The organism is Pseudomonas sp. 9_2_1, from assembly GCF_059295275.1.
Genome location: NZ_CM181239.1, coordinates 730,521 through 752,238, shown reverse-complemented (window position 1 = coordinate 752,238; position 21,718 = coordinate 730,521). Strand labels below are relative to the sequence as shown.

Annotated in this window: 23 protein-coding genes; 10 read left to right on the top strand and 13 right to left on the bottom strand. The window is 63.3% G+C overall.

Annotated features, from left to right (window positions below; genetic code table 11):
• Positions 1-19: 19 nt before the first annotated feature.
• The 3 genes from can to AC5O5I_RS03365 are packed head-to-tail and all read right to left on the bottom strand — an operon-like array spanning position 20 to position 1,948.
• Positions 20-658 carry a carbonate dehydratase gene (gene can, locus AC5O5I_RS03375; protein WP_172223623.1) on the bottom strand — a complete coding sequence of 213 codons (639 nt, stop codon included), beginning with the start codon at positions 656-658 and terminating at the stop codon, positions 20-22.
• A 52-nt stretch (positions 659-710) separates the two neighbouring features.
• Positions 711-1,166, bottom strand: coding sequence for a ribosomal protein S18-alanine N-acetyltransferase (rimI, locus tag AC5O5I_RS03370; protein WP_172223626.1), 456 nt, complete (start codon positions 1,164-1,166; stop codon positions 711-713).
• The gene (locus tag AC5O5I_RS03365) at positions 1,163-1,948 is read right to left on the bottom strand and encodes an energy transducer TonB (protein WP_494512076.1); all 786 of its coding nucleotides are present in this window, start codon (positions 1,946-1,948) and stop codon (positions 1,163-1,165) included. Before AC5O5I_RS03365 ends, rimI begins: the two co-directional genes overlap by 4 nt.
• Positions 1,949-2,233: 285 nt before the next feature.
• Here AC5O5I_RS03365 and mksB point away from each other — a divergent pair, with 285 nt between their 5' ends.
• The 3 genes from mksB to mksF are packed head-to-tail and all read left to right on the top strand — an operon-like array spanning position 2,234 to position 7,051.
• Positions 2,234-3,523, top strand: a complete 1,290-nt coding sequence (mksB, locus tag AC5O5I_RS03360) for an Mks condensin complex protein MksB (protein ID WP_172223634.1) — start codon at positions 2,234-2,236, stop codon at positions 3,521-3,523.
• Positions 3,513-4,220, top strand: a complete 708-nt coding sequence (gene mksE / locus AC5O5I_RS03355) for an Mks condensin complex protein MksE (RefSeq protein WP_172223637.1) — start codon at positions 3,513-3,515, stop codon at positions 4,218-4,220. Before mksB ends, mksE begins: the two co-directional genes overlap by 11 nt.
• A complete protein-coding gene (mksF, locus tag AC5O5I_RS03350; protein ID WP_494512075.1) occupies positions 4,217-7,051 on the top strand; it encodes an Mks condensin complex protein MksF in 2,835 nt (944 codons plus the stop codon). Before mksE ends, mksF begins: the two co-directional genes overlap by 4 nt.
• 149 nt (positions 7,052-7,200) lie before the next feature.
• Here the strand turns inward: mksF and AC5O5I_RS03345 are convergent, their stop codons facing one another.
• The 5 genes from AC5O5I_RS03345 to rplU form a co-directional block, all read right to left on the bottom strand.
• Positions 7,201-7,662 carry a CreA family protein gene (locus AC5O5I_RS03345; RefSeq protein ID WP_172233124.1) on the bottom strand — a complete coding sequence of 154 codons (462 nt, stop codon included), beginning with the start codon at positions 7,660-7,662 and terminating at the stop codon, positions 7,201-7,203.
• On the bottom strand, positions 7,659-8,777 hold the full coding sequence (gene proB / locus AC5O5I_RS03340) for a glutamate 5-kinase (RefSeq protein ID WP_494512074.1): 1,119 nt from the start codon (positions 8,775-8,777) through the stop codon (positions 7,659-7,661). The genes AC5O5I_RS03345 and proB overlap by 4 nt, the downstream gene beginning before the upstream one ends.
• Positions 8,778-8,862: 85 nt before the next feature.
• On the bottom strand, positions 8,863-10,089 hold the full coding sequence (cgtA, locus tag AC5O5I_RS03335) for an Obg family GTPase CgtA (protein ID WP_172228941.1): 1,227 nt from the start codon (positions 10,087-10,089) through the stop codon (positions 8,863-8,865).
• Between the two features lie 189 nt (positions 10,090-10,278).
• The gene (gene rpmA / locus AC5O5I_RS03330) at positions 10,279-10,536 is read right to left on the bottom strand and encodes a 50S ribosomal protein L27 (RefSeq protein WP_003247464.1); all 258 of its coding nucleotides are present in this window, start codon (positions 10,534-10,536) and stop codon (positions 10,279-10,281) included.
• Between the two features lie 38 nt (positions 10,537-10,574).
• Positions 10,575-10,889 carry a 50S ribosomal protein L21 gene (rplU, locus tag AC5O5I_RS03325; RefSeq protein ID WP_003247466.1) on the bottom strand — a complete coding sequence of 105 codons (315 nt, stop codon included), beginning with the start codon at positions 10,887-10,889 and terminating at the stop codon, positions 10,575-10,577.
• Positions 10,890-11,133: 244 nt separating this feature from the next.
• Here rplU and AC5O5I_RS03320 point away from each other — a divergent pair, with 244 nt between their 5' ends.
• The 3 genes from AC5O5I_RS03320 to AC5O5I_RS03310 all read left to right on the top strand — a co-directional run bounded on the left by AC5O5I_RS03320 (position 11,134) and on the right by AC5O5I_RS03310 (position 12,961).
• A complete protein-coding gene (locus AC5O5I_RS03320; RefSeq protein WP_172228943.1) occupies positions 11,134-12,102 on the top strand; it encodes a polyprenyl synthetase family protein in 969 nt (322 codons plus the stop codon).
• 187 nt (positions 12,103-12,289) lie between these two features.
• Positions 12,290-12,631 (top strand): zinc ribbon domain-containing protein YjdM, encoded by a 342-nt coding sequence (locus tag AC5O5I_RS03315; protein ID WP_172228945.1) that lies wholly within the window; start codon positions 12,290-12,292, stop codon positions 12,629-12,631.
• 84 nt (positions 12,632-12,715) lie between these two features.
• On the top strand, positions 12,716-12,961 hold the full coding sequence (locus AC5O5I_RS03310; RefSeq protein ID WP_010951938.1) for a PA4570 family protein: 246 nt from the start codon (positions 12,716-12,718) through the stop codon (positions 12,959-12,961).
• Between the two features lie 142 nt (positions 12,962-13,103).
• On the opposite strand, the gene bamJ is transcribed toward AC5O5I_RS03310, so the two are convergent.
• From bamJ to AC5O5I_RS03285, 5 genes are all read right to left on the bottom strand, one after another.
• A complete protein-coding gene (gene bamJ, locus AC5O5I_RS03305) occupies positions 13,104-13,721 on the bottom strand; it encodes a BamJ family beta-barrel-assembly machinery protein (protein ID WP_172228947.1) in 618 nt (205 codons plus the stop codon).
• 85 nt (positions 13,722-13,806) lie between these two features.
• The gene (locus AC5O5I_RS03300) at positions 13,807-14,112 is read right to left on the bottom strand and encodes a DUF6482 family protein (RefSeq protein ID WP_172228949.1); all 306 of its coding nucleotides are present in this window, start codon (positions 14,110-14,112) and stop codon (positions 13,807-13,809) included.
• Between the two features lie 127 nt (positions 14,113-14,239).
• Positions 14,240-14,728: a TIGR00645 family protein gene (locus AC5O5I_RS03295; protein ID WP_016501546.1), complete on the bottom strand. Its 489-nt coding sequence runs from the start codon at positions 14,726-14,728 to the stop codon at positions 14,240-14,242.
• A gap of 107 nt (positions 14,729-14,835) precedes the next feature.
• Positions 14,836-15,174 carry a PA4575 family protein gene (locus AC5O5I_RS03290; RefSeq protein ID WP_085673987.1) on the bottom strand — a complete coding sequence of 113 codons (339 nt, stop codon included), beginning with the start codon at positions 15,172-15,174 and terminating at the stop codon, positions 14,836-14,838.
• Positions 15,175-15,336: 162 nt separating this feature from the next.
• Positions 15,337-17,775, bottom strand: a complete 2,439-nt coding sequence (locus tag AC5O5I_RS03285; protein ID WP_494512073.1) for a Lon protease family protein — start codon at positions 17,773-17,775, stop codon at positions 15,337-15,339.
• A 250-nt stretch (positions 17,776-18,025) separates the two neighbouring features.
• Here AC5O5I_RS03285 and AC5O5I_RS03280 point away from each other — a divergent pair, with 250 nt between their 5' ends.
• The 4 genes from AC5O5I_RS03280 to AC5O5I_RS03265 all read left to right on the top strand — a co-directional run bounded on the left by AC5O5I_RS03280 (position 18,026) and on the right by AC5O5I_RS03265 (position 21,582).
• Positions 18,026-18,514, top strand: coding sequence for a DUF3015 domain-containing protein (locus AC5O5I_RS03280; protein ID WP_172233007.1), 489 nt, complete (start codon positions 18,026-18,028; stop codon positions 18,512-18,514).
• A gap of 75 nt (positions 18,515-18,589) precedes the next feature.
• On the top strand, positions 18,590-20,443 hold the full coding sequence (locus AC5O5I_RS03275) for an Lnb N-terminal periplasmic domain-containing protein (protein WP_494512072.1): 1,854 nt from the start codon (positions 18,590-18,592) through the stop codon (positions 20,441-20,443).
• Positions 20,444-20,660: 217 nt separating this feature from the next.
• Complete coding sequence (locus AC5O5I_RS03270; protein WP_172288131.1) at positions 20,661-21,017, top strand: hypothetical protein; 357 nt, start codon at positions 20,661-20,663, stop codon at positions 21,015-21,017.
• Positions 21,018-21,084: 67 nt separating this feature from the next.
• On the top strand, positions 21,085-21,582 hold the full coding sequence (locus tag AC5O5I_RS03265) for a GreA/GreB family elongation factor (protein WP_172232170.1): 498 nt from the start codon (positions 21,085-21,087) through the stop codon (positions 21,580-21,582).
• Positions 21,583-21,718: the final 136 nt, after the last annotated feature.

Genomic DNA, 21,718 nt, shown 5'->3' with positions numbered 1-21,718 from the left:
GGGCTGACAGGCAGAACGACTACTCCAAAGCCCGCAACCGATACTGCGGGGGCAACTGGGCAAAGCCGCTGATGGTGGTATCCAGGCTTTTCCAGCGCCCGTCCTTGATGCCATAGATGCAGCCATGCACCGACAGTTCCTGGCCGCGATGCCAGGCGTTCTGCACAATGCTGGTGTGGGCCACGTTGGCCACCTGCTGGATCACGTTCAGCTCGCACAGGCGGTCGACCCTGGCTTCTTCGCTGTCCAGTTTGGCCAGCTCGCCGCGCTTTTCGTAATACAAGTCGCGGATCGAGCGTAGCCAGCCATCGATCAACCCCAGCTGGCGGTCCTGCATGGCGGCGCGCACGCCACCGCAGCCGTAGTGGCCGGTGACCAGGATATGCCGCACCTTCAGCACCTCCACCGCATACTGGATCACCGACAGGCAGTTGAGGTCAGTGTGCAGCACCACGTTGGCGACGTTGCGGTGAACGAACAGATCGCCTGGCAGCATGCCGACGATTTCATTGGCCGGCACGCGGGCATCGGAGCAGCCGATCCAGAGAAACTCCGGGGTCTGCTGGCGGGCCAGCTTGGCGAAGAAGTCGGGGTCGCGCTGGTTGATCGCGTCGGCCCAGCGGGCGTTGTTGTCGATCAGTTCCTGCAGGTCATGCATGGTCGTTGCCTCATCAGGGTTTGCCTGGGTAACAGCGCCAAGCCCTGCAAGGTCAATCTTCGAGCAGGGTGCAGGCCATTACCAGGGCGTCTTCACGGCCGCCGGCAACCGGATAGTAGTCGCGGCGGCGGCCGATTTCGTTGAAACCGTAGCGTTCATACAAACGGTAGGCGGACTGGTTGCTGGCGCGCACTTCCAAAAAGCATTCGCGGCCATTGAGCTGGTAGGCCCGGGCCATCAGGTGCTCCAGCAGGCGCAGGCCCATGCCGCAGCCCTGGTTTTCCGGCTTGACGGTGATGTTGAGCAAGTGCGCCTCGTCGATGATCACGTTGATCACCCCGTGGCCCACCTGCTGCTCGCCATCGAACATCAGCCAGACCTCGTACGATTTGAGCGCATCCTGAAAGATTCCGCGGGTCCAGGGATGACTGAACGCGGCATATTCGATCTTCAGTACGGCATCCAGATCCGCCTCGGTCATTGGGCGGAAACTGATCGATTCACTCATTCAACGCTCTTCCAGCGCGCCATCAGCTGGCGCATGGCTTTCCAGACGTCCGCCTTGCGCTGCGGCTCGTCCATCAACAGTTCAAGGCCCGGCAACGCCCAGGCATCGCCCAGGCCATCGAGCTTCAGGGTTTGGTAATAGGCTTGGGCGTCGGCATTGGCGGCAAAGCGCAAGGCTGGCAGGCCGACCAGCCACAGCAAGGTGCAGGGGGCGTCCTCCAGGCGGGCCTGGACAAAGCCCTGGACGAAATCGCGCGCGGCCTCGGGGCCCTGATCCATATTGCCGCGCACCAGCAGCGGCCAGCGCACCGGCTCGCCGATGATCTGCGGGGCGTCGGGCAGGCCGGCGGCGCGCAGCATGTCCTTGAGCAGCAGGTAGGACGGGTCGCGGCTCTGGAAGGGCTGGCCGGTGGCCAATTCCACCAATAGCAGGCAGCTGCCGGCGCGCAGCAGTTGCAGCGAGAAGCGCGGTGGCGGCACCGGGGTCGGGCGCGGGGCTGCTGGCTGCTCGTCGGCCTCGACGGGCTTGGCGGCAGGCTTGGGCGCGGTGCCCGGGCGCGGGATCTCGATTTTCGGTCGCTCGCCGGAGCGCGCCTGCGGGGTGGCCGGCGCGTCATTGCTGGCCGGCGCGGGCCGCACATCGAAATCAAGGGCGTCGACCGGCGCTATCGGCAACAGCAGCTCGGGCCGCGACGGTGCGGCGAACGGCAGTTCGGCGCGCGGCAGCCAGTGCACCACTTGCATGGCGGACAGGAAGGCGCGGCGACGGGGTTCGGTGAGCAAAGGACGGGTATCCGAGGGGCTAAAACAATTGGCCATTCTAACGCTGTTGGCATTCGAGTGCCGCAACTGGTCGGCGGTTTTTTGTGGCTTGTTCCGGCCCTTTCGCGGGTGAACCCGCTCCCACATGGCCTTGTGCAGTACCTGTGGGAGCGGGTTCACCCGCGAAAGGGCCAGTGAATCCCCTACAAGGTTCAAGGTTATCTCTCATTACAGACCAAGGGGTGAAATCCTCCCCCCCGGATGCAGTACAATCGCCCCCTTTTTCTTGGCAACGAGTCGAAGCCAATGATCGAACCCAAGCGCGTCCTGCGCGCCCTAGCCGAACACTGGGCCCTGATCGAGCCGCTGTGCGAGCGTTTCGACCAAGGCACACTCAGCCTGGTGGAACTGCGCCAACACGTGGCCCGCCAGCAGCTCGAGAGCACCCCGCAGGACATCACCCAGCTGCTCGACGTGTGGATCCGCCTGGATATCCTGGTCCCGGTGGCCAAGAGCCCGAACCGGTTCGAGCTAAACGCGCAGATCCACGACTTCCTCGCCTACCTGCGCCGCGAACACCGGCTGGGCCTGTGCCTGGAGATCGAAGCCTACCTGCGCCACCTGGAGCGCCTTGCCGGGCACATCCAGGACGCCTTCGACAACCGCGACAGCGACGACCTGGCGCGCCAGCTGCGCCTGCTCGACATGCGCGTGCGCGATGTGCTGAAAAAGCTCGACAACGACGAGCAGGCACTGGTGGCCGTGGCCGAACGGGCCAAGACCAGCAACCGGCAGATTCCGCTGCGCCAGCGCTATGCCGAAGTGCTGGCCACCTGGGACGAGTACGTCGAGCCGATGATCCAGCTGGTCAACGCCGACGGTGCCTTCGAACAGGGCGTGCGCAAGGTCGAGACCGTGCTGCTGAAACTGCTGGGCGAACAGGCGCGCCTGGGCCACCTGGTCGACGACGACATGCTGCTGCGCACCCACGCGCGCATCCTGGAAATGCAGACCAGCGCCCAGCTGACCCTGCGCCATGCCCGCGAACTGCTGCTGCCGCTGCGCGAAGAAGCCCGCCGGCACAACGCCGTAACCCGTGGCGCCGCGCTGGCCCTGTCGGTGATCCGGCGCAAGGGCATCGATGCCGTGCCGCAAGCGGCAATGCCGATGTTCACCCGACCGCAAAGCACCTTCCTCGGTAGCGCCAGCCAGGTCGAAGCCTATGTCTACGCCCTGGCCCGCTTCGAGCCCAAGCCGGCGCGCTTCCCCAAGGCGCACAAGACCCAGTCCGACGCCCTGCCGCGCGCACCGCGTACGGTCAAGGAAATGCTCGAACGCTGCGAACAGGCCCTGCCGCTGCCAGACCTGATGGTCTGGCTGCTGGAACAGGAACCCGAAGGCGCCACCGACGAGCTGCTGTACTGGTTCTCGCGCCTGTCGCGAGAAAAGCGCTTCAGGCGCGAACGCCTCGAGCGGCGCGAGTACACCACCCAGGAACACCTGGTCAGCCTGCGCTCGTTCGCCCTGACCTCCAGCCGCGAAGACGCCACCAGCGCGCCTACCGAACCCACCGCGAGCCCAGCCCATGCATCTTGATCTTTCCGAACTGTCCCAGCTCGCGCCGATCTTCCGCGAGCTGTTCAAAGGTTTCCACGTCAGCCGCCGCGACCCCGAGCTGTACGCCCAGCTGTCGAACTTCCAGGACCAGTACCGCACGTTGTTCAAGGCCCTGGGCTTCGAACTGGTCTGCGACACCCGTGGCTTCTACTACTTCGTGCCGGACATGACCGCCGCGCAAGTCAACAAGACCGCGCAGCGCCTGTCGCTGTTCACCTTCATCCTGGTCGAGCACCTGGCCGACCAGGGCCGCGACCCGATGGCCGTGCTCGACGGCGGCAGCATCGGCCGCGACGAGCTGCCCTCGCTGCTGGACAAGTACCGCGACCTGTTCCTGCAGGCCGAAGTGCAAACGGTCGAAGAGCTGGAAGAAAAGATCCTGCGCCGCATGACCCAGCTCGGCTTCGCCCATGAAGAAGGCGGCATCTACCGCTTCCTGCCGCCGATGCACCGCTTCCTCGACGTGTGCCTGTCGGTGCAGCAGGACCGCGACCTCGCCGCCACCCTGCACAGCGACCTGCCGCTGCCGACCCCGGTGCTGGTCGAGGAACAAAGCGCCGAAGAACTCAACCGCACCGATGACCCGCTCGACCTCACGCCGTTCGAAGGCGACGAAAGTGAAGAGGACGCCCTGGCCCGGGCCATCCGCGAAGAGCAACAGGAGATTGACGCATGAGCCAGGAACGCTACGGCATCCGCCGCTTCGCATTGCTCAACACTGCCGGCTACAGCCTTGGCCTGTTCCCGCTGGAGCACCCGCTGTCGGTATACGGCGCCAACAACCTGGGCAAATCGGCGTCGATCAACGCCCTGCAGTTCCCGATCCTGGCGCGCATGTCGGACATGAGCTTCGGCAAGTACAGCCTCGAGCAGTCGCGCCGCTTCTACTTCGCCAGCGACACCTCGTACATTCTCTGCGAACTGAGCCTGCCCCACGGCCCGCATGTGATTGGCGTGGTCGGGCGCGGTCCGGGCGGCGGTTTCGGCCACCAGTTCTTCGCCTACAAGGGCGAACTGGACCTGGCTCACTACCAGAAGAACGACACCTGCCTGCGCCAGAAAGAGCTGTTCACCAACCTCGAGCGCCTGGGCATCAAGGCCTATGAGCTGAAGCCGGACGAACTGCGCCGACTGCTGGTTGGCGGCCATACTTCGGTGCCGCTGGACCTGACCATGATCCCGCTGCGCTCCACCAGCGAGCAAAGCCTGAAAACCTTCCGCGCACTGTTCATCAACCTGCTGCACATGCGCGAAATCACCGCAGCCAAGCTCAAGCAGCTGTTCCTCGATGCCTTCGAGCACAGCCTGCGTTCGGGCAGCGTCGATTACATCGCCGCCTGCGAAGAGGCCTTCCGTGACGTGCGCCGCATGGAGCAGGACTACAACGCCCTAGTCGCCGCCGGCCCTCTGGTCGAAGCTTTGGCCGGTGGTGTGGCCCAGCGCGATATCCTGCGCGGCAAGCTGCACCGTATCTCGCCGGTGCTCGACACCCTGCTCGGCACCTGGCAGGAATACGCCATGGCGCGCAAGGAGGAGCTGGTCATCCAGTCCGAGCACTACCGTGGCGAGCAGGACCGCCTGCAGAACGACCAGCGCGGCGGCACTCAGGAGCTGATGCGCCTGGAGCGTGAAATCAGCGGCATCCAGCGCTGGCTGGGCGAGCTGTCGGTGCTCAAGCACCGCTTCGCCCTGGTCGATGACGTCAAGGTGCTGGAGCAGCAGCTGCTGGCGGCCAAGGACGCTCACGACGAACTGGCCGGCGCCCTGGCCCAGTCGCGGCAGTTCAGCGCCGAAGACCTGGACGAGCGCGTGCGCGACCTGGAACAACGCCTGAAACAGGTCAAGCAGCAGCTGGACCACGCCGACAACAACAGCTACGCGCGCCTGCGGGAAGAATTTTCGCAGCAGGATGTCGACCGCCTGATGCGCCTGTTCAACGGCGCGCTGTTCAGCCTGCCGCTGGGCGACCGCGGCATCGAGCTGGAAGACAGCGACCTGTGGGTTAAATCCCTGGAAGCGGTGCTGGACGGCTTCAAGGGCGAGCGTTTCGAGGCCCCAGGCCTTTCCATCGACCTGACCCACATCGACCCACCGGCGCTGCAGGCCCTGGCCGATCGCGCCGCCCTGCGCGACCAGAAAGAGCGCCTGGAAAAAGAGCTGAAGCAGCTCAGGACCCAGCAGGCGGTGGCCGCCGACCGCTCCGCCTCCAAGGCGCAGACCGAAACCCTGTACCAGCAGGTGCTGGATGCGCAGAAGGCGCTGGAAGACTTCCGCCGCAGCAAAACCCTGGCCGCTGAAGAGCCGGAGAAGCTGGAACACCTGTCGCAGCTGGAAGCCGCCCAGGACGAGCTCAAGCGCTCCAGCGACGCCTTCACCGAACGCGTCCAGCAACTGTCGGCCAAGCTGCAACTGGTCGGTCGGCAACTCGGCGACCTCGAGTCCAAGCAGCGCACCCTGGAAGACGCCCTGCGCCGTCGCCAGCTGCTGCCGGCCGACCTGCCCTACGGCACGCCGTACATGGAAGCCATCGACGACTCGATGGACAACCTGCTGCCGCTGCTCAACGACTACCAGGACAGCTGGCAGGGCCTGCAGCGCGTCGACAACCAGATCGAGGCGCTGTATGCCCAGGTGCGCCTGAAAGGCGTGGCCAAGTTCGACAGCGAAGACGACATGGAGCGCCGCCTGCAGTTGCTGGTGAACGCCTACGCGCACCGCACCGACGAAGCCCTGACCCTGGCCAAGGCACGCCGCGCGGCAGTCACCGACATCGCCCGTACCCTGCGCAACATCCGCAGCGACTACGACAGCCTCGAGCACCAGCTGGCCCTGTTCAACCGCGAGATCAACAAGCGCCAGGTCTCCAACCTGGAGAGCTTCCGCGTGGTGCTGGCGCCGAACAAGGAAGCGCTCAAGCACATCGACCAGATCATCCACAGTGCCGGGCAGTATGAAGAAGGCGAAACCCTGTCGGTCTTCGACCTGACCCAGAGCGCCGATCAGGACAACAAGAACGAGGAAGCCAAGGAATACCTGGCACGCCTGGTGGCCGCCAACCACAACCAGCTAGGCCTGAAGGACCTGTTCGAGCTGGCGTTCGAGATCACCAAGGTCAACGGTCAGCCGATCATCCACGCCGACATCGACGGTGCGGCGTCCAACGGCACCACCATGACCATCAAGGCGCTGACCAACATGTATTTGTTGCTGCACCTGATGGACCGCGACCTGGCCGGGCGCATCCGCCTGCCGTACTACCTGGACGAAGCGGCGGACATCGACGAACGCAACCAGGCGGCACTGCTGGAGACCAGCCTGCAACTGGGCTTTGTGCCGATTCTGGCGAGCGTGAAACCGCAGGTGTCGGCACATGTGGCCATCGACCTGGAAGGCGGCAGCGGGCCGAATGGCATCTACATCGACGAAGCGGACTGGAAGTTCATCAGCCGGCTGGATGAGGTGAAGCCGGTTGTGCGTGAGGATCATCAGGCCGAGGAACTGGCCTGATATCGGTGTACTGGGGCCGCTTTGCGGCCCTATCGCCGGCAAGCCAGCTCCCACAGGTAATGCACAAGTTTCAAGATCTGCGCAGTACTTGTGGGAGCTGGCTTGCCGGCGAATGGAGGCCAAAGGCCTCCCGGCAATCTACCTGGCTATCAATGAGCCCAAGGCAGGATCGGAATCGCAGTCACCGCATTCTGCGGGCTGCCTTCGACAATGCGGTCGCTGTACACCAGGTACACCAGGGTATTGCGCTTCTTGTCGAGGAACCTCACCACCTGCATGGTCTTGAACACCAGCGAGGTGCGTTCCTTGAACACCTCATCGCCATCCTTGAGCTCACCCTTGAAGCTGATCGGCCCGACCTGGCGACAGGCAATCGACGCCTCCGCACGGTCCTCGGCCAGCCCCAGGCCACCCTTCACCCCGCCGGTCTTGGCCCGCGACAGGTAGCAGGTCACACCCTCGACCTTGGGGTCGTCGAACGCTTCGACCACAATCCGGTCGTTCGGCCCGAGGAACTTGAACACAGTGGACACCTGGCCGATTTCCTCAGCCCCGGCCACTACTGGCAGCGCGAACAACGCCAGGGCAAGCGCCCTCTTCAGCAGCTTCATACCAGCACCAGATTGTCGCGGTGTACCAGCTCAGGCTCGGCGCTATAGCCGAGGATCGACTCGATGGTAGCGGACGACTGACCAATGATCTTCTGCGCCTCCAGGGCGCTGTAGTTGGCCAGCCCGCGAGCCACTTCAATACCGTCCGGGCCAACGCACACCACCATCTCGCCACGGCGGAAGCTGCCCTGCACGGTTTTCACACCCACCGGCAACAAGCTCTTGTTGGCCTCACGCAGCGCCTGCACGGCACCGGCATCCAGCACCAGCGTGCCGCGGGTTTGCAGGTGACCGGCCAGCCACTGCTTGCGTGCAGCCAGCATGCCGCGCTCGGGCGACAGCAGGGTCCCCAGGCGCTCGCCGGCCTTGAGGCGGTCCAGCACGCGCTCGATGCGGCCACCGATGATGATGGTATGAGCACCGGAACGGGCAGCCAGGCGCGCGGCACGCAGCTTGGTCTGCATACCGCCACGGCCCAGGGCACCACCGGTACTGCCGGCCACCGCGTCCAGCGCCGGGTCGTCGGCACGAGCCTCGTAGATCAGCTGGGCTTCGGGGTTGTTGCGCGGGTCGGCGTCAAACATGCCATCGCGGTCGGTGAGGATCACCAGCAGGTCGGCTTCGACCAGGTTGGCCACCAGCGCCGCCAGGGTGTCGTTGTCGCCGAAGCGGATTTCGTCGGTGACCACGGTGTCGTTTTCGTTGATCACCGGCACTACACCCAGGTCGACCAGGGTACGCAGGGTGCTGCGGGCGTTGAGGTAACGCTTGCGGTCGGACAGGTCGTCGTGGGTCAGCAGGATCTGCGCAGTGTGCTTGCCGTGCTCGCCGAAGCTCGACTCCCAGGCCTGTACCAGGCGCATCTGGCCGAGCGATGCAGCGGCCTGCAGCTCGTTCATCGCACTCGGTCGCGTGGTCCAGCCCAGCTGGCTCATGCCGGCAGCCACGGCCCCGGAGGAGACCAGTACCAACTCCACGCCTGCCTCACGCAGCGCGACCATCTGCTCGACCCAAACGGCCATGGCACCGCGGTCGAGGCCTTTGCCATCGGCGGTCAGCAGCGCACTGCCAATCTTCACGACCCAGCGCCTGGCGCCCGTCACCTTGCTTCGCATCGTCTTCCAACCTATGTCGAATCTGTAGATACCGTAGATACAAAAACGCCGCTCCAGAGAGCGGCGTTCAGTGTACTGCAACCGGTCAGTCGCGCACGTAAATGATTTCCGGGCCGTCTTCGTCGTCCTCGAAATCATCGTCCCACGCGTCATCGTCGCCGATGTCGTGCACGCTCTTGACGCCGGTGCGACGCAGGGTACGGGCGTCGTCCAGGGCCTGCAGCTGGGCACGGGCTTCGTCTTCGATGCGCTGGTCGAGGTCGGCCAGTTCTTCGGCGTAGGCCGGGTCGTTGGCCAGGCGGTCGGCGCGGTCTTCGAGGTAGCGCATCAGGTCGTGGCTGAGCTTCTCGGTGCCCTGCTTGGAGATGGCCGAAATCACGTAGACCGGGCCTTCCCACTGCAGGCGCTCGACCACTTCCTTGACCCGCTCGTCACGCTCGTCGTCCATGACCATGTCGGCCTTGTTCAGCACCAGCCAACGCTCACGCTCGGCCAGCGACGGGCTGAACTGGGTCAGCTCGTTGACGATGACTTCGGCGGCGTCGGCCGGGCTGCTTTCGTCCAGCGGCGCCATGTCGACCAGGTGCAGCAGCACGCGGGTACGCGCCAGGTGCTTGAGGAAGCGGATGCCCAGGCCGGCGCCTTCGGAAGCGCCTTCGATCAGGCCGGGGATGTCGGCGATGACGAAGCTCTTCCAGCGGTCGACACTGACCACGCCCAGGTTGGGCACCAGGGTGGTGAACGGGTAGTCCGCCACTTTCGGCTTGGCAGCCGAGACCGAGCGGATGAAGGTGCTCTTGCCGGCGTTCGGCAGGCCCAGCAGACCGACGTCGGCCAGCACTTTCATTTCCATTTTCAGGTCGCGCTGATCACCAGGCTTGCCCGGGGTGGTCTGACGCGGTGCACGGTTGGTGCTGGACTTGAAACGGGTGTTACCCAGGCCGTGCCAGCCGCCCTGGGCGACCATCAGCTTCTGGCCAGGGGTGATCAGGTCACCGATCACTTCCTGGGTCGAGGCGTCGATCACGGTGGTGCCGACTGGCACGCGCAGGAACAGGTCTTCACCCTTCTTGCCGGTGCAATCGGTACTGCCACCGTTGGAGCCACGCTGGGCCTCGTGGTGACGGGTGTAGCGATAGTCGACCAGGGTGTTGAGGTTTTCGTCAGCGACCATGTACACCGAACCGCCGTCGCCACCGTCACCCCCGTTGGGGCCACCGTTCTCGATGAATTTCTCGCGACGGAAGCTCATGCAACCGTTGCCGCCGTCACCGGCCTTGACCCGAATGGATACTTCGTCAACAAACTTCATTCAAAAACCGCCTCTCGCCTTCCGACGAGTTGAATACTGATAAACCTGAGGCTCTTGCAAAAATGAGCGCGGCGGCCCCGTACGACCGAAGAAACCCACGCCGGCAGCCCATACAAACAGCTTTGCAAGAGGCTCAACACAAACGAAAAAGCCCCGTCGCATGACGGGGCTTCTGGAGCGACGTCGCAATTAAGCGGCGACGATGCTCACGTAACGGCGCATGAACTCGCCTTTCTTCTCGAACTTGATCACGCCTTCGATCTTGGCGAACAAGGTGTGATCCTTGCCCATGCCAACGCCGTAGCCGGCGTGGAATTCGGTGCCACGCTGACGGACGATGATGTTGCCCGGCTTGATAACCTGGCCGCCATACATCTTCACGCCAAGGCGTTTCGATTCTGAGTCGCGACCGTTACGAGTACTACCACCAGCCTTCTTGTGAGCCATGGTTCAATTCTCCAAATAAATTCAGGGGATCTAGGGGATTAAGCCTGGATGCCGGTGATTTTGATCTCGGTGAACCACTGGCGGTGGCCCATGCGCTTCATGTGGTGCTTACGACGACGGAACTTGATGATGCGAACCTTGTCGTGGCGGCCTTGCGAAACGACTTCGGCCACTACTTTAGCGCCAGCAACCACTGGAGCACCGATGGTGACTTCTTCACCGTTGGCGACCAGCAGAACGCGATCGAAAGTCACGGATTCGCCAGTGGCGACTTCCAGCTTCTCGATCTTGAGGAATTCACCTTCAGCGACTTTGTACTGCTTGCCGCCGGTAACGATTACTGCGTAAGACATGGTATTTCTCCGATAATCCTGCTCACCCAGCGCTTTATATGATGAGTATTGGCTGGCATGGCTGCACAGGGCTGGAACGGCCCGGCGCAATTGCGTAAGGCAGGTGCTGCCCAGGAAGTTAGGGTGCGCGATTGTACGCAACCCGGGTTTTGCTTGCAAGTACCGCCCCCGGCCAGCAGGCACCGCGCCTTGACACACCGGGACCCGCGACCTAGCATGCCGCGCAACCTTATTGGAGCAGCCGATGCAACCCCAAACCTTCTACCGCGCGGTGGCTGATGACTTCAGCGCCGTCGACGAGATCATCAAGAAGCAGCTGACCTCGCGCGTGCCGCTGGTATCGAAGATCGGCGACTATATCACGTCCGCCGGTGGCAAGCGCCTGCGTCCCCTGCTGGTACTGCTGTGTGGCAAGGCGCTCGGCCGCGAGGGCGACGACCTGCGCCTGCTGGCCGCTACCATCGAATTCCTGCACACCGCCACCCTGCTGCACGACGACGTGGTCGACATGTCCGGCATGCGCCGTGGCCGCTCCACCGCCAATGCCCTGTGGGGCAACGCGCCGAGCGTACTGGTAGGCGACTTCCTTTATTCGCGCTCGTTCGAAATGATGGTCGAACTGGGCTCGATGCCGGTCATGCAGATTCTGTCCAAGGCCACCCGCGTGATTGCCGAGGGTGAAGTGCTGCAGCTGTCGCGGGTACGCGACGCCAGCACCACCGAGGACGTCTACATGGAGGTCATCCGCGGCAAGACCGCCATGCTGTTCGAAGCCTCGACCCACAGCGCCGCTGCGCTGGCCGGGGCGAGCGAAGAGCAGCGCGAGGCCCTGCGAACCTTTGGTGACCACCTGGGCGTGGCCTTCCAGCTGGTCGACGACCTGCTGGACTACAAGGGTGACTCGCAGACCTTGGGCAAGAACGTCGGTGACGACCTGGCCGAAGGCAAGCCTACCCTGCCGCTGATCTACACCATGCGCGAAGGTACTGCCGAGCAGGCGGCGCTGGTGCGCAAGGCCATCCAGAAGGGTGGCCTGGAGGACCTGGAGCAGATTCGCGTGGCAGTCGAAGAGTCGGGTGCGCTGCAGTACACCGCAGAGCTGGCGCGCGATTACGTGAAGCGTGCCATTGCCTGCCTGGAAGTGCTGCCGGCCAGCGAATACCGGGATGCGCTGGTAGAACTGAGCGAGTTCGCCGTAGCCCGTACTCACTGATAGAGCGAGTCGCCCTCTTCGCGGGCTTGCCCGCTCCCACAGGATGAGTACCGCCGCTGAGGTTGGTGCTATCCCTGTGGAAGCGGGCAAGCCCGCGAATGCTTTTGTCCGGACATAATCACTTCTGGGAAAATACCTTTTACAATGCAGGCCTTTAACCGCCTGTCTGTTTGTTTGAGGAACCGAAGTGAGCACTCTGCCGCCCTGCCCGAAATGCAACTCCGAATACACCTATGAGGATGGCGCTCAGCTGATCTGCCCTGAATGCGCCCACGAGTGGTCGGCCAGCGGCGACGCCGAAGCGGCCAGCGATGAGGTGGTGAAGAAGGACTCGGTCGGCAACATCCTGCAGGACGGCGATACCGTCACCGTGATCAAGGACCTCAAGGTCAAAGGCTCGTCCCTGGTGGTCAAGGTCGGCACCAAGGTCAAGAACATCCGCCTGTGCGACGGCGACCACGACATCGATTGCAAAATCGACGGCATCGGCGCCATGAAGCTGAAGTCCGAGTTCGTACGCAAAGTCTGATTACTCAAGATTCTGCCAATTGGCGCTTGCTATTTTGATAATAAGAATTATTCTCATTGGAACTGCTATCCAAGGAGAATAGCCATGACTTATCTGATCGACGCCTGGCTGGAACGCCCTCACCCCTACCTGCGCATTCTTCATCGGGAAACCGGCGAAGTGTGCGCGGTGCTTGAAGAAGAAGCGCTCGACGAATTGCGTGACCAGGGCGACCTGGACATGAGCGGGTTGAATTCGAGTGAACCGGGGGTCCTCAAGGAGCTGGTGCGGAATTTGTTTCTGTTCTGCTATGCACGGGCATTGCGCCCTGGGGGAACGGATTGGAATTGAGGCCAGCAGGGCCGGCCTCTTCGCGGCGGTTCGTCGCCACGATGAACCCGCTCCCACAGGAATCGTACAACGCTTGAATTGTGCACAATACCTGTGGGAGCGGGTTTACCCGCGAATGGGCCGCAAGGCGGCCCCAGCGGTGTTACAGAACGTCGAGCAGCTCGACGTCGAACACCAGCACGCTGTGCGGCGGGATGCTGCCAACGCCTTGGGCGCCGTAAGCCAGCTCGCTCGGCACGTACAGGCGCCATTTGCTGCCAGCGTTCATCAGCTGCAGGGCTTCGGTCCAGCCAGCAATCACGCCACCGACCGGGAATTCAGCCGGCTGGCCACGCTCGTAGGAGCTGTCGAACACGGTGCCGTCGATCAGGGTGCCGTGGTAGTGCGTGCGCACGTTGTCTTCGCGGGTCGGCTTGGCGCCTTCGCCAGCGGTCAGCACTTCGAACTGCAGGCCCGAAGCCAGGGTGGTGATGCCGTCACGCTTGGCGTTTTCAGCCAGGAATTCCTTGCCAGCGCCAGCGGCGGCTTCGGCCTTGGCGGCAGCTTCGGCTTGCATGATGTCGCGGATGACCTTGAAGCTGGCCGACAGGTCGGCTTCGCTGACGCGGCTGTCGGCGCCATTGAAGGCGTCGGTCAGGCCGGCCAGGATGGCATCCAGGCTAACGCCCGGTGGCGGGTTGTCGCGCAGCTGGCCGCCCAGCTGGCGGCCGATGCCGTAGCTTACGCGGGTTTCGTCGGTGGACAGGTTGAGTTCGGACATGGTCGTGCTCCACTGCAGGGCGCAGTGCAGCCGCGCCCTTGATGAAAAGGGCGAGCAGCCTAGCACACTGGGGCGCGGCGAGCAGCTACCAGGCCGAGCGCTGGGAAATCGGCACCTTCAGGTCTTCTTCAGGGTGCGAACCCATGCCGCACATTTCGTCCTGGACCGACCAGTGGACCAGGTGCATCGAGACCAACGGGATGGTTTGCAGCAACTTGCGGGCTTCCTCCACCGAGTGCACGCGCAGGCGTTCCCCACGGGCATCGGACAACGGATGCGCGTGGCCTTTTACCCGGGCCTCGAGCAGGTAGTCACCGCCTTCGATGGCGATCAGGTTCAGTTCGTCGACATGGCCAGCCCTGGCCTCGGCATTGAGCTTCTGCAGGTTCATGAGAGCACCTCGCGTGGGAACCGTGCATGAGAGCTCATTTTTTGTACAGGCAGAGCAAAAGCACAAGCCAGAAACGACACCGCCCGTCCGTTTTGCAACGGACGGGCGGTGTCAGCTTCGACCAGGCTCAGTGCTTGGTCAGCTTGTCCAGGTAACCCATGCAGAACGCCGACACCACGAAGGTCATGTGGATGATCACGTACCACATCAGGTAATCGGTAGAGATGTTCTGCGCATCCATGAACACCCGCAGCAGGTGAATGGACGAAATCGCCACGATCGATGCGGCCACCTTCATCTTCAGCGACGAAGAGTCCATCTTGCCCAGCCAGTTGAGCTTTTCCTTGCTGTCGTCGATGTCCAGTTGCGAGACGAAGTTCTCGTAGCCGGAAATCATCACCATCACCAGCAGGCCGCCCACCAGCGACATGTCGATCAGCGACAGGATCACCAGGATCAGGTCGGCCTCGCTCAGGGCAAAGACATTGGGCAGGACGTGGACCACTTCCTGGAAGAATTTCAGCGCCAGGGCCAGCAGGCCGAGGGACAGGCCAAAGTAGATAGGTGCGAGCAGCCAGCGCGAGGCATACATCGCATTTTCGAGAATACGTTCCATGAAGTTCGGGACTCGTCAGGTGACTAAAAAAGCGACGGCGAGTATAGCCAGCCACCTGTTACAGCAAAAGCCCGGTGTTGGGGCTGCCCGGCAGCCCCGGCAGTCGTTCAGGTCTCAGGATGAAACTGGTAATCCCCAAGGTTGCGACAGCGCTCGCCATTGATCCGCCGTAATTGCGCCTGCAGATGCAGACACCAGATCTGCGGGTCTTCGGCCACCTGATACCCATGCAGGGTCAGGCTGTCGACAATGGCATTGAGCACCGATTCGGCCACCATCGGCCCATGGAACGGGCCCTGGGCCTTGATCGCGGAAGGTTGTTCACCGGCCATGCCGGCGGCGAACAGCAAGGTCCACATGCCGTTGTCCCCGGCCAGCGGGCGAATGCTGCATTCGATGCGGGTCACCAGGCCCAGGCACTGGCGTGTGAGGCTGAGGTTGCGCATGGCCGCGTCCCCTCCATAGAGCCTTGTTCAGCCCGAAAAACTCAGGCTGTCTCCATCCTGAACGCTGATACTGTCCTAAGTTCCAGCATAGAATAGCCGCGCAGAAAGTTGGAAAACCGGCGCTGAACGGTAGCACATCGCCGCTAGCGCCGGTTTATTGACTCAGGCCGGCTTGGCCTGGGCAATCACCTCTTCCAGGCGTTCCTTTTCCGCCCTTTCGATTTCTTCCTCACCGATCATTTCGGCAATTTCGCGCAGGCGCTCCACCACCCGGGCGTTGACGCTGCCCTCGGTGAACTGGCCCTTTTCATCCGGCACACCGGCTTCCTCGCCCACCAACAGGCTCAGTGCCTCATCGGCCTGGCTGACGGCGTAGACGTGGAACATCCCATTCTCCACCGCCTGCAGCACACGCTCGTCGAGCATCAGCGTGGCCACGTTGGCCCGCGGAATGATCACCCCTTGCTCGCCGGTCAGGCCACGCGCATCGCACAGGCGGAAGAAGCCCTCGATCTTCTCGTTGACCCCACCCACTGCCTGCACTTCACCGAACTGGTTGATGGAACCTGTGATGGCGAAGCATTGCTTGAGCGGCGTACGCGACAACGCCGAGATCAGGGTGCAGGCTTCACCCAGCGAGGCGCTGTCGCCGTCCACGTAGCCGTAGGACTGCTCCAGGGCGATGCTCGCGGAAATCGCCAGCGGGAATTCCTGGGCATAGCGGCTGCCCATGTAGCCGGTCAGGATCATCACCCCCTTGGAGTGAATTGGCTGGCCGAGGTTGACCTCGCGCTCGATGTCGACGATGCCGCTGCCGCCCGGGTAGACGGTGGCGGAGATCCGCGCCGGCATGCCGAACGCGGAGTCGCCCACTTCCAGCACCGTCAGCCCGTTGCACTTGCCGATGGCCGCGCCTTCGGTGTCGATCAGGATGATCCCGGCCAGCATGTCGTCCAGCACCCGTTGCGATACACGCCCGGTGCGGGTGGCCTTGGCCTTGAGCGCCCGTTCGATGTGGCCGGAGTCGGTCATTTCGTCACTGGCCAGCTGGCGGATGAAATCGGCCTCGCTGACCAGCTGGAAAAGGTCGCCGATACGCGCCGAAAGGCGCGACTGGTTCTCTGCCAGGCGGGCGCTGTAGGTGGCGAGGCGCGCCACTGCGTCGCTGGTCAGCGGCGCCATGCCCTCTTCGTTGGTACGGGTGCGCAACAGTTGGGCGAACTGCTCCAGGTTCTCGTCGACCATGGGCATGTCCTCGTCGAAGTCCACCAGCACCCGGAACATCTCCTGGAAGTCCGAGTCATGGTCCTGCAACGCGTAGTACAGCTGGCGCGAGCCGATGATGATCAGCTTCACGTTCAGCGGAATCATCTGCGGTGTCAGGCTGACCGAGGCCACGCGGCCCAGTTCGCCAATGGGCGACTCCATTTTCAGCTTGCGCGACTGCAGGGCGCGCTTGAGGGCGTCCCACACGAATGGCTCGCCGAGCATTTTCTCGGCTTCGAGAATCAGGAAGCCGCCATTGGCACGGTGCAATGCGCCCGGGCGCAGTTGGCGGTACGAGGTGTAGAGCGCGCCCTGGTCGGTGCTGTATTCGATGCGGCCGAACAGGTTGTCGTAGGTCGGGTGCGGCTCGAACACCACCGGCGCCCCGCCGTCGGCGTGGTGGCCGACTACCAGGCTTGGGGCGTACTGCTCTTCGAGCAGTTTGCGTGCGACCGCGTCGGTCTTGCTGTCGTCGACCAGTTGCTCAACCACGGTGCGCAGCAGGTTCAGCTGCACCGATTGCAGGTAGGCGCAGACCGCCGCGTTTTCCGCGTACTTTTCCGACAGCGGCGCCAGCAAAGGTTGCAGGGCCAGGGTAATGGTTTCTTCGTTGAGCTGACGCAGCTGGTTGTTCGACTCGCGCTTCCACTGCGGCAGGCTGGCCAGCTCTTCGTTCAGCCGCTCCTCGAGCATGGCGATGTCATCGTGGAACTGCTCGCGCACCTCTTCGGGCAACTGGGCGAACTCGGCCTCATCCAGCGCCTTGCCCTCGGCCATCGGGGTGAAGGCCACGTTGCTGGCATCGCGGTACAAGGCCACGTCCTTCTCCAGCGAAGCGCGCTCGATCACATCCAGGGCGCGGTCGTAACGCTGGTTGAAGGCGCGGTCGATGGCACCCTTCTTCTGCTGGTACGACGGGTGCTCGAACACTGCCGGGAAGGTGGCCAGCAGGTTGTCGATCAGCCCGCTCATGTCGTTGATGAATTCCCCGGCACTGCCGGACGGCAACTCCAGCGCGCGCGGCTCGCGGCTGTCTTCGAAGTGGTTGACATACACCCAGTCCGCCGGGGTGTGCTGGCGCTTGCCTTCGGCCTTCAGGTAGCGCTTGACGAACGAGAAGCGGCCGGTGCCCGGCTCGCCCATCACATACACATTGTAACCAGGGCGGGGCATGGCCACGCCGAACTGCAGGGCCTCGACAGCACGTTCCTGGCCCAGGACTCCACGAAACGGCTCCAGATCGTCGGTATTGGTAAAGGCAAACTGCTCGGGTGAGAAACGCCGGGTCAGGGCTTCAGGCGCGAGACGCAGGCGCGCAGCGACAGGATCGGGCATTGGGTTTCCTTACTTCGGCGGGCAGATACGCAGCATTCTGGCGCTGCCCGCGCGCGCCTTGCAAGGCTCGGCGAGACTTTATGTCGCAGCCGGTGCAAGTCATGTAACAGCAAATTTTTCGCAATCAACAACGCAACCTTTAGATCGTGCCTAAACTCCAAGCTGCGCGGGTGGGTGAAATGCTTTCCCGACCTGGCAACCGAGTTGCCAGAAACCCTGACCCTTGGTTAAGACAAAGAGAACAAATGCTATGAAACGGATTCTTCTGGGTACTCTGTTCACCGTGGTCTCGCTGAACGCCATGGCCGAAGCGCCAGGCGGCCCGAACTGCGGTTGGGGCAACATGCTGTTCGAAGGCCAGCGCGGTACGCCGGCACACTTCCTGGCTTCCACCACCAACGGCACCTCCGGTAACGCCACCTTCGGTATGACCTCCGGCACCAACGGCTGCTCGACCAAGGCTTCGCTGACTTATGGCGGCAAGTCCTGGTTCGCCATGAATGGCATGATGAACGAGCTGTCGGAAGACATGGCCATGGGCCAGGGCGAAGCCTTGACTACCTATGCCGTGGTACTGGGTGTGGCGCCGGAAGACCGCGGCTACTTCGAGTCGGTGGCTCACCAGCATTTCAACCAGATCTTCACCAGCGCCGATGTCACGGCCGAAACCGTGCACAGCAACACCTTGGCTGTCCTGAAAACCGACCCACGTTTGGCCAAATACGCAACAGAGGCCTAAGCGCAGCTGTTCCCGCCCCAGCGCTGGGGCGGGTTTCGCCTTTCTTTCGGCATCGTCAAGAAGTAGTTGCCCGATATGCTCAAACGCCTCGCTTCCCTGGCGCTGATCGCTTGCGCCCCTGTTCATGCTGCACCGGTGCTGGACCAAGGCCGTGTCCAGCAACTGGCCAATACCCCTTACTGGATTGCCCTGGGCCATTATGAAACCGCCAAGCTTGGCGGCTGGCGCAGCTATGTGGACGATGACGCGTTCTTCCTCGCCGAGGATGGCGCGCACCACCCCGACCAGGAGCTGCAAGCCACGGTCCAGGCGCTGTACCAACCGGCCAGCCTGGGCGACAAACACGCCCAGTGCGTGTTCCCGGCGCGCACCCGCTGGCTGCGCGAGCAGCTTGATCTGCAAGACCTGCCGCAGCCGGACTGCCAGGAATTCAAGACCTGGTACCAGTCGATCGATCCGCACAGTGCGGCGCTGATCTTTCCGGCGGCCTACCTGAACAGCCCGTCATCGATGTTCGGCCACACCCTGCTGCGCATCGACCAGTCAAGCACCCGCAGCGACGACACCACGCTGCTCAGCTATGCAATCAACTTTGGCGCGTACATCGAAGGCAGCGACAACAGCATCCTGTATGCCTGGAAAGGCCTGATGGGTGGCTACCCGGGGCTGTTCGCGCTGATGCCCTACCAGGAAAAACTATCCGAATACCGCAGCCTGGAAAACCGCGACCTGTGGGAGTACCAGCTGGACCTTACCCCCGAAGAAACCGGGCGCATGGTCGAACATGTGTGGGAACTGAAGCAGATCCAGTTCGACTACTTCTTCTTCGACGAGAACTGCTCGTATCGTTTGCTGGAGCTGCTGCAGGTGGCCCGCCCCAGCCTGGACCTGACCTCGCAGTTTCCGCTGACTGCCATCCCCACCGACACGGTGAAGGCGGTGAAGCAGTCCGGCCTGGTCGCCAGCGAAACGTATCGCCCGTCACGCGAGCGTGAGCTACTGGCGCGTGCCGAGCCGCTGGACCATGACGAAAAACAGCAGGTACTGGCGGTGAGCGCCGACACCAAGCGCCTGCAAAGCCCTGAGTTCAAGGCCCTGCCCCGCGAGCGCCAAGCCCTGGTACAGGACGCCGCCTACCGCCTGGAGCGCTACCGCGCCAACGGCCAGGAACGCGACCCTGCGCGCGCCGGGCGCAGCTTCGAGTTGCTGCGGGCGATCAACAGCAACCCGCCACCACCGCTGCAGATCGAACGCCCCGGCCTGCCCGAGGATGGCCACGACTCACGCACCTGGCAGCTGGGCGTGGGCACACGTGAGGACCGTGCCTACGCCGAATACGGCCTGCGCATGGCGTACCACGACCTGAATGACAACGCCTATGGCTTCCCGCTGGGTGCGCAGATCGAGATCCTGCAGCTGAAGGTGCGCCAGTACGAAGGCAACGACTGGCAGGTGCAGCGCCTGGACCTGGCCACCATCCGCTCGCTGACACCCCGCAACGAGCTGCTCAAACCCTGGTCATGGCAAGTAGCCGGTGGCCTGGAGCGGGTGCCGGGCAAGCATGATGACGAGGTGCTGGTAAGCCACGTCAACGGTGGGGCTGGCGGTACCTGGCAATTGGCTGACGGGTTGCTGGGCTTTGCCCTGGGTACGGTGCGGGTCGAGCATCACAACGACTTCGCCCAGTTCATCGCCCCGGCGGCGGGCTTCAATGGCGGGCTGTTGTGGCGCAACGGGCTGGGCAACATGACGCTGGAGGCCAAGGGCGATTATTTCACCAATGGCGAGGTGCGGCGCAGTGTGAGCCTGAACCAGCAGTGGGAGATCAGCCAGAACCTGGGGCTGAGGTTGAGCGCTTCGCGGGAATTCAGCCACCTGGCCACGGCGCAGAACGAGGTGATGCTGGAGCTGAAGTGGTATCACTACTGAAAGTTGCCGGTTGCCTGCACGGGCCTCATCGCCGGCAAGCCAGCTCCCACAGGATAACCTGGGCCTGCCGGGCCGGTGCAGTACCTGTGGGAACTGGCCGGCGATAGGGCAGGTACAGGCAACAGTGTGATCCAACCGAGTCTTTGACACTGTTTTGACACCTCCCCGACAACTCGCCACCTAGACTCTCTCTCATCAACTGGAGGGTCTTGTAGTCATGTTGCGGTACTGGTTCGGCGTGTGCATCGCGTTGTTGTTGTCAGGTTGCGAAACCACCCATCAGCAGATGGTCGAGCACGGTTACCCTCCCGCCTATGCCGATGGCTTCCAGGACGGCTGCGGCAGCGGTCGCCAGGCGGCCGGGCTGATGGTGGGCAACTTCCGCAAGGACGTGCCGCGTTACCTGCACGAACGCCAGTACGAAACCGGCTGGGATGACGGCTTCCGCCAGTGCCACGCCATGCAGAACAGCGAAGAGCAGCGCCAGTATCACGAACGCTTCTGGGACCAGCGCGACCGCGAGTGGGAGCAGGAGAAGGACCGTGGCGCCGCCAAGGCCTATCGCCACGACTGAGTCGCAAACGGACATCCGTTGAAACTGCCGGCCTGCGATCATGGTCACCTGCACAAGGAGGCCCGCCATGAGCCGAGCATTCGTCAACGAAGACCAGGCCGCCGCCCAGGCCGACCAACCGGTTGAGCGGCGTGTCAGCGAACAACCCAACTACGTGACCGCCAGCGGCCTGCGCCAGCTGCAGGAACGGGTGGCCGGGCTGAATGCCTTGCGCAGCGAACTGCAGGCGCAGGGCGAGCGTGGCGACAAGCAGCGCCTGGCCGATATCGAGCGCGACCTGCGTTACTTCAATGCGCGGTTGCAGAGCGCCCAGCGAGTGCCGGCTGCGACGTCGGGCAGCAAGGTGCAGATTGGTAGCCGGGTGCGGTTTGTCGATGCCCAGGACCAGGAGCATGTGGTGCAACTGGTGGGCGAGGATGAAGCCGATGCGGGGCGCGGGCTGATCAACTGGGGGTCGCCGCTGGGGCGGGCGTTGCTGGGTGCCGGGCCTGGGGACGAGGTGGTGTGGCGGCGGCCTGTGGGAGAGCAGGTGATAGAAGTGCTTGAGGTTTTGGGTGGAGATTGAGGTCCCAGGGGGCTGCTTTGCAGCCCATCGCGACACAAGGCCGCTCCTACAGCGGACCGCGACAGACTGACTGCTCGCGATCGCTTGTAGGAGCGGCCTTGTGTCGCGAAAGGGCCGCAAAGCGGCCCCAGGAATC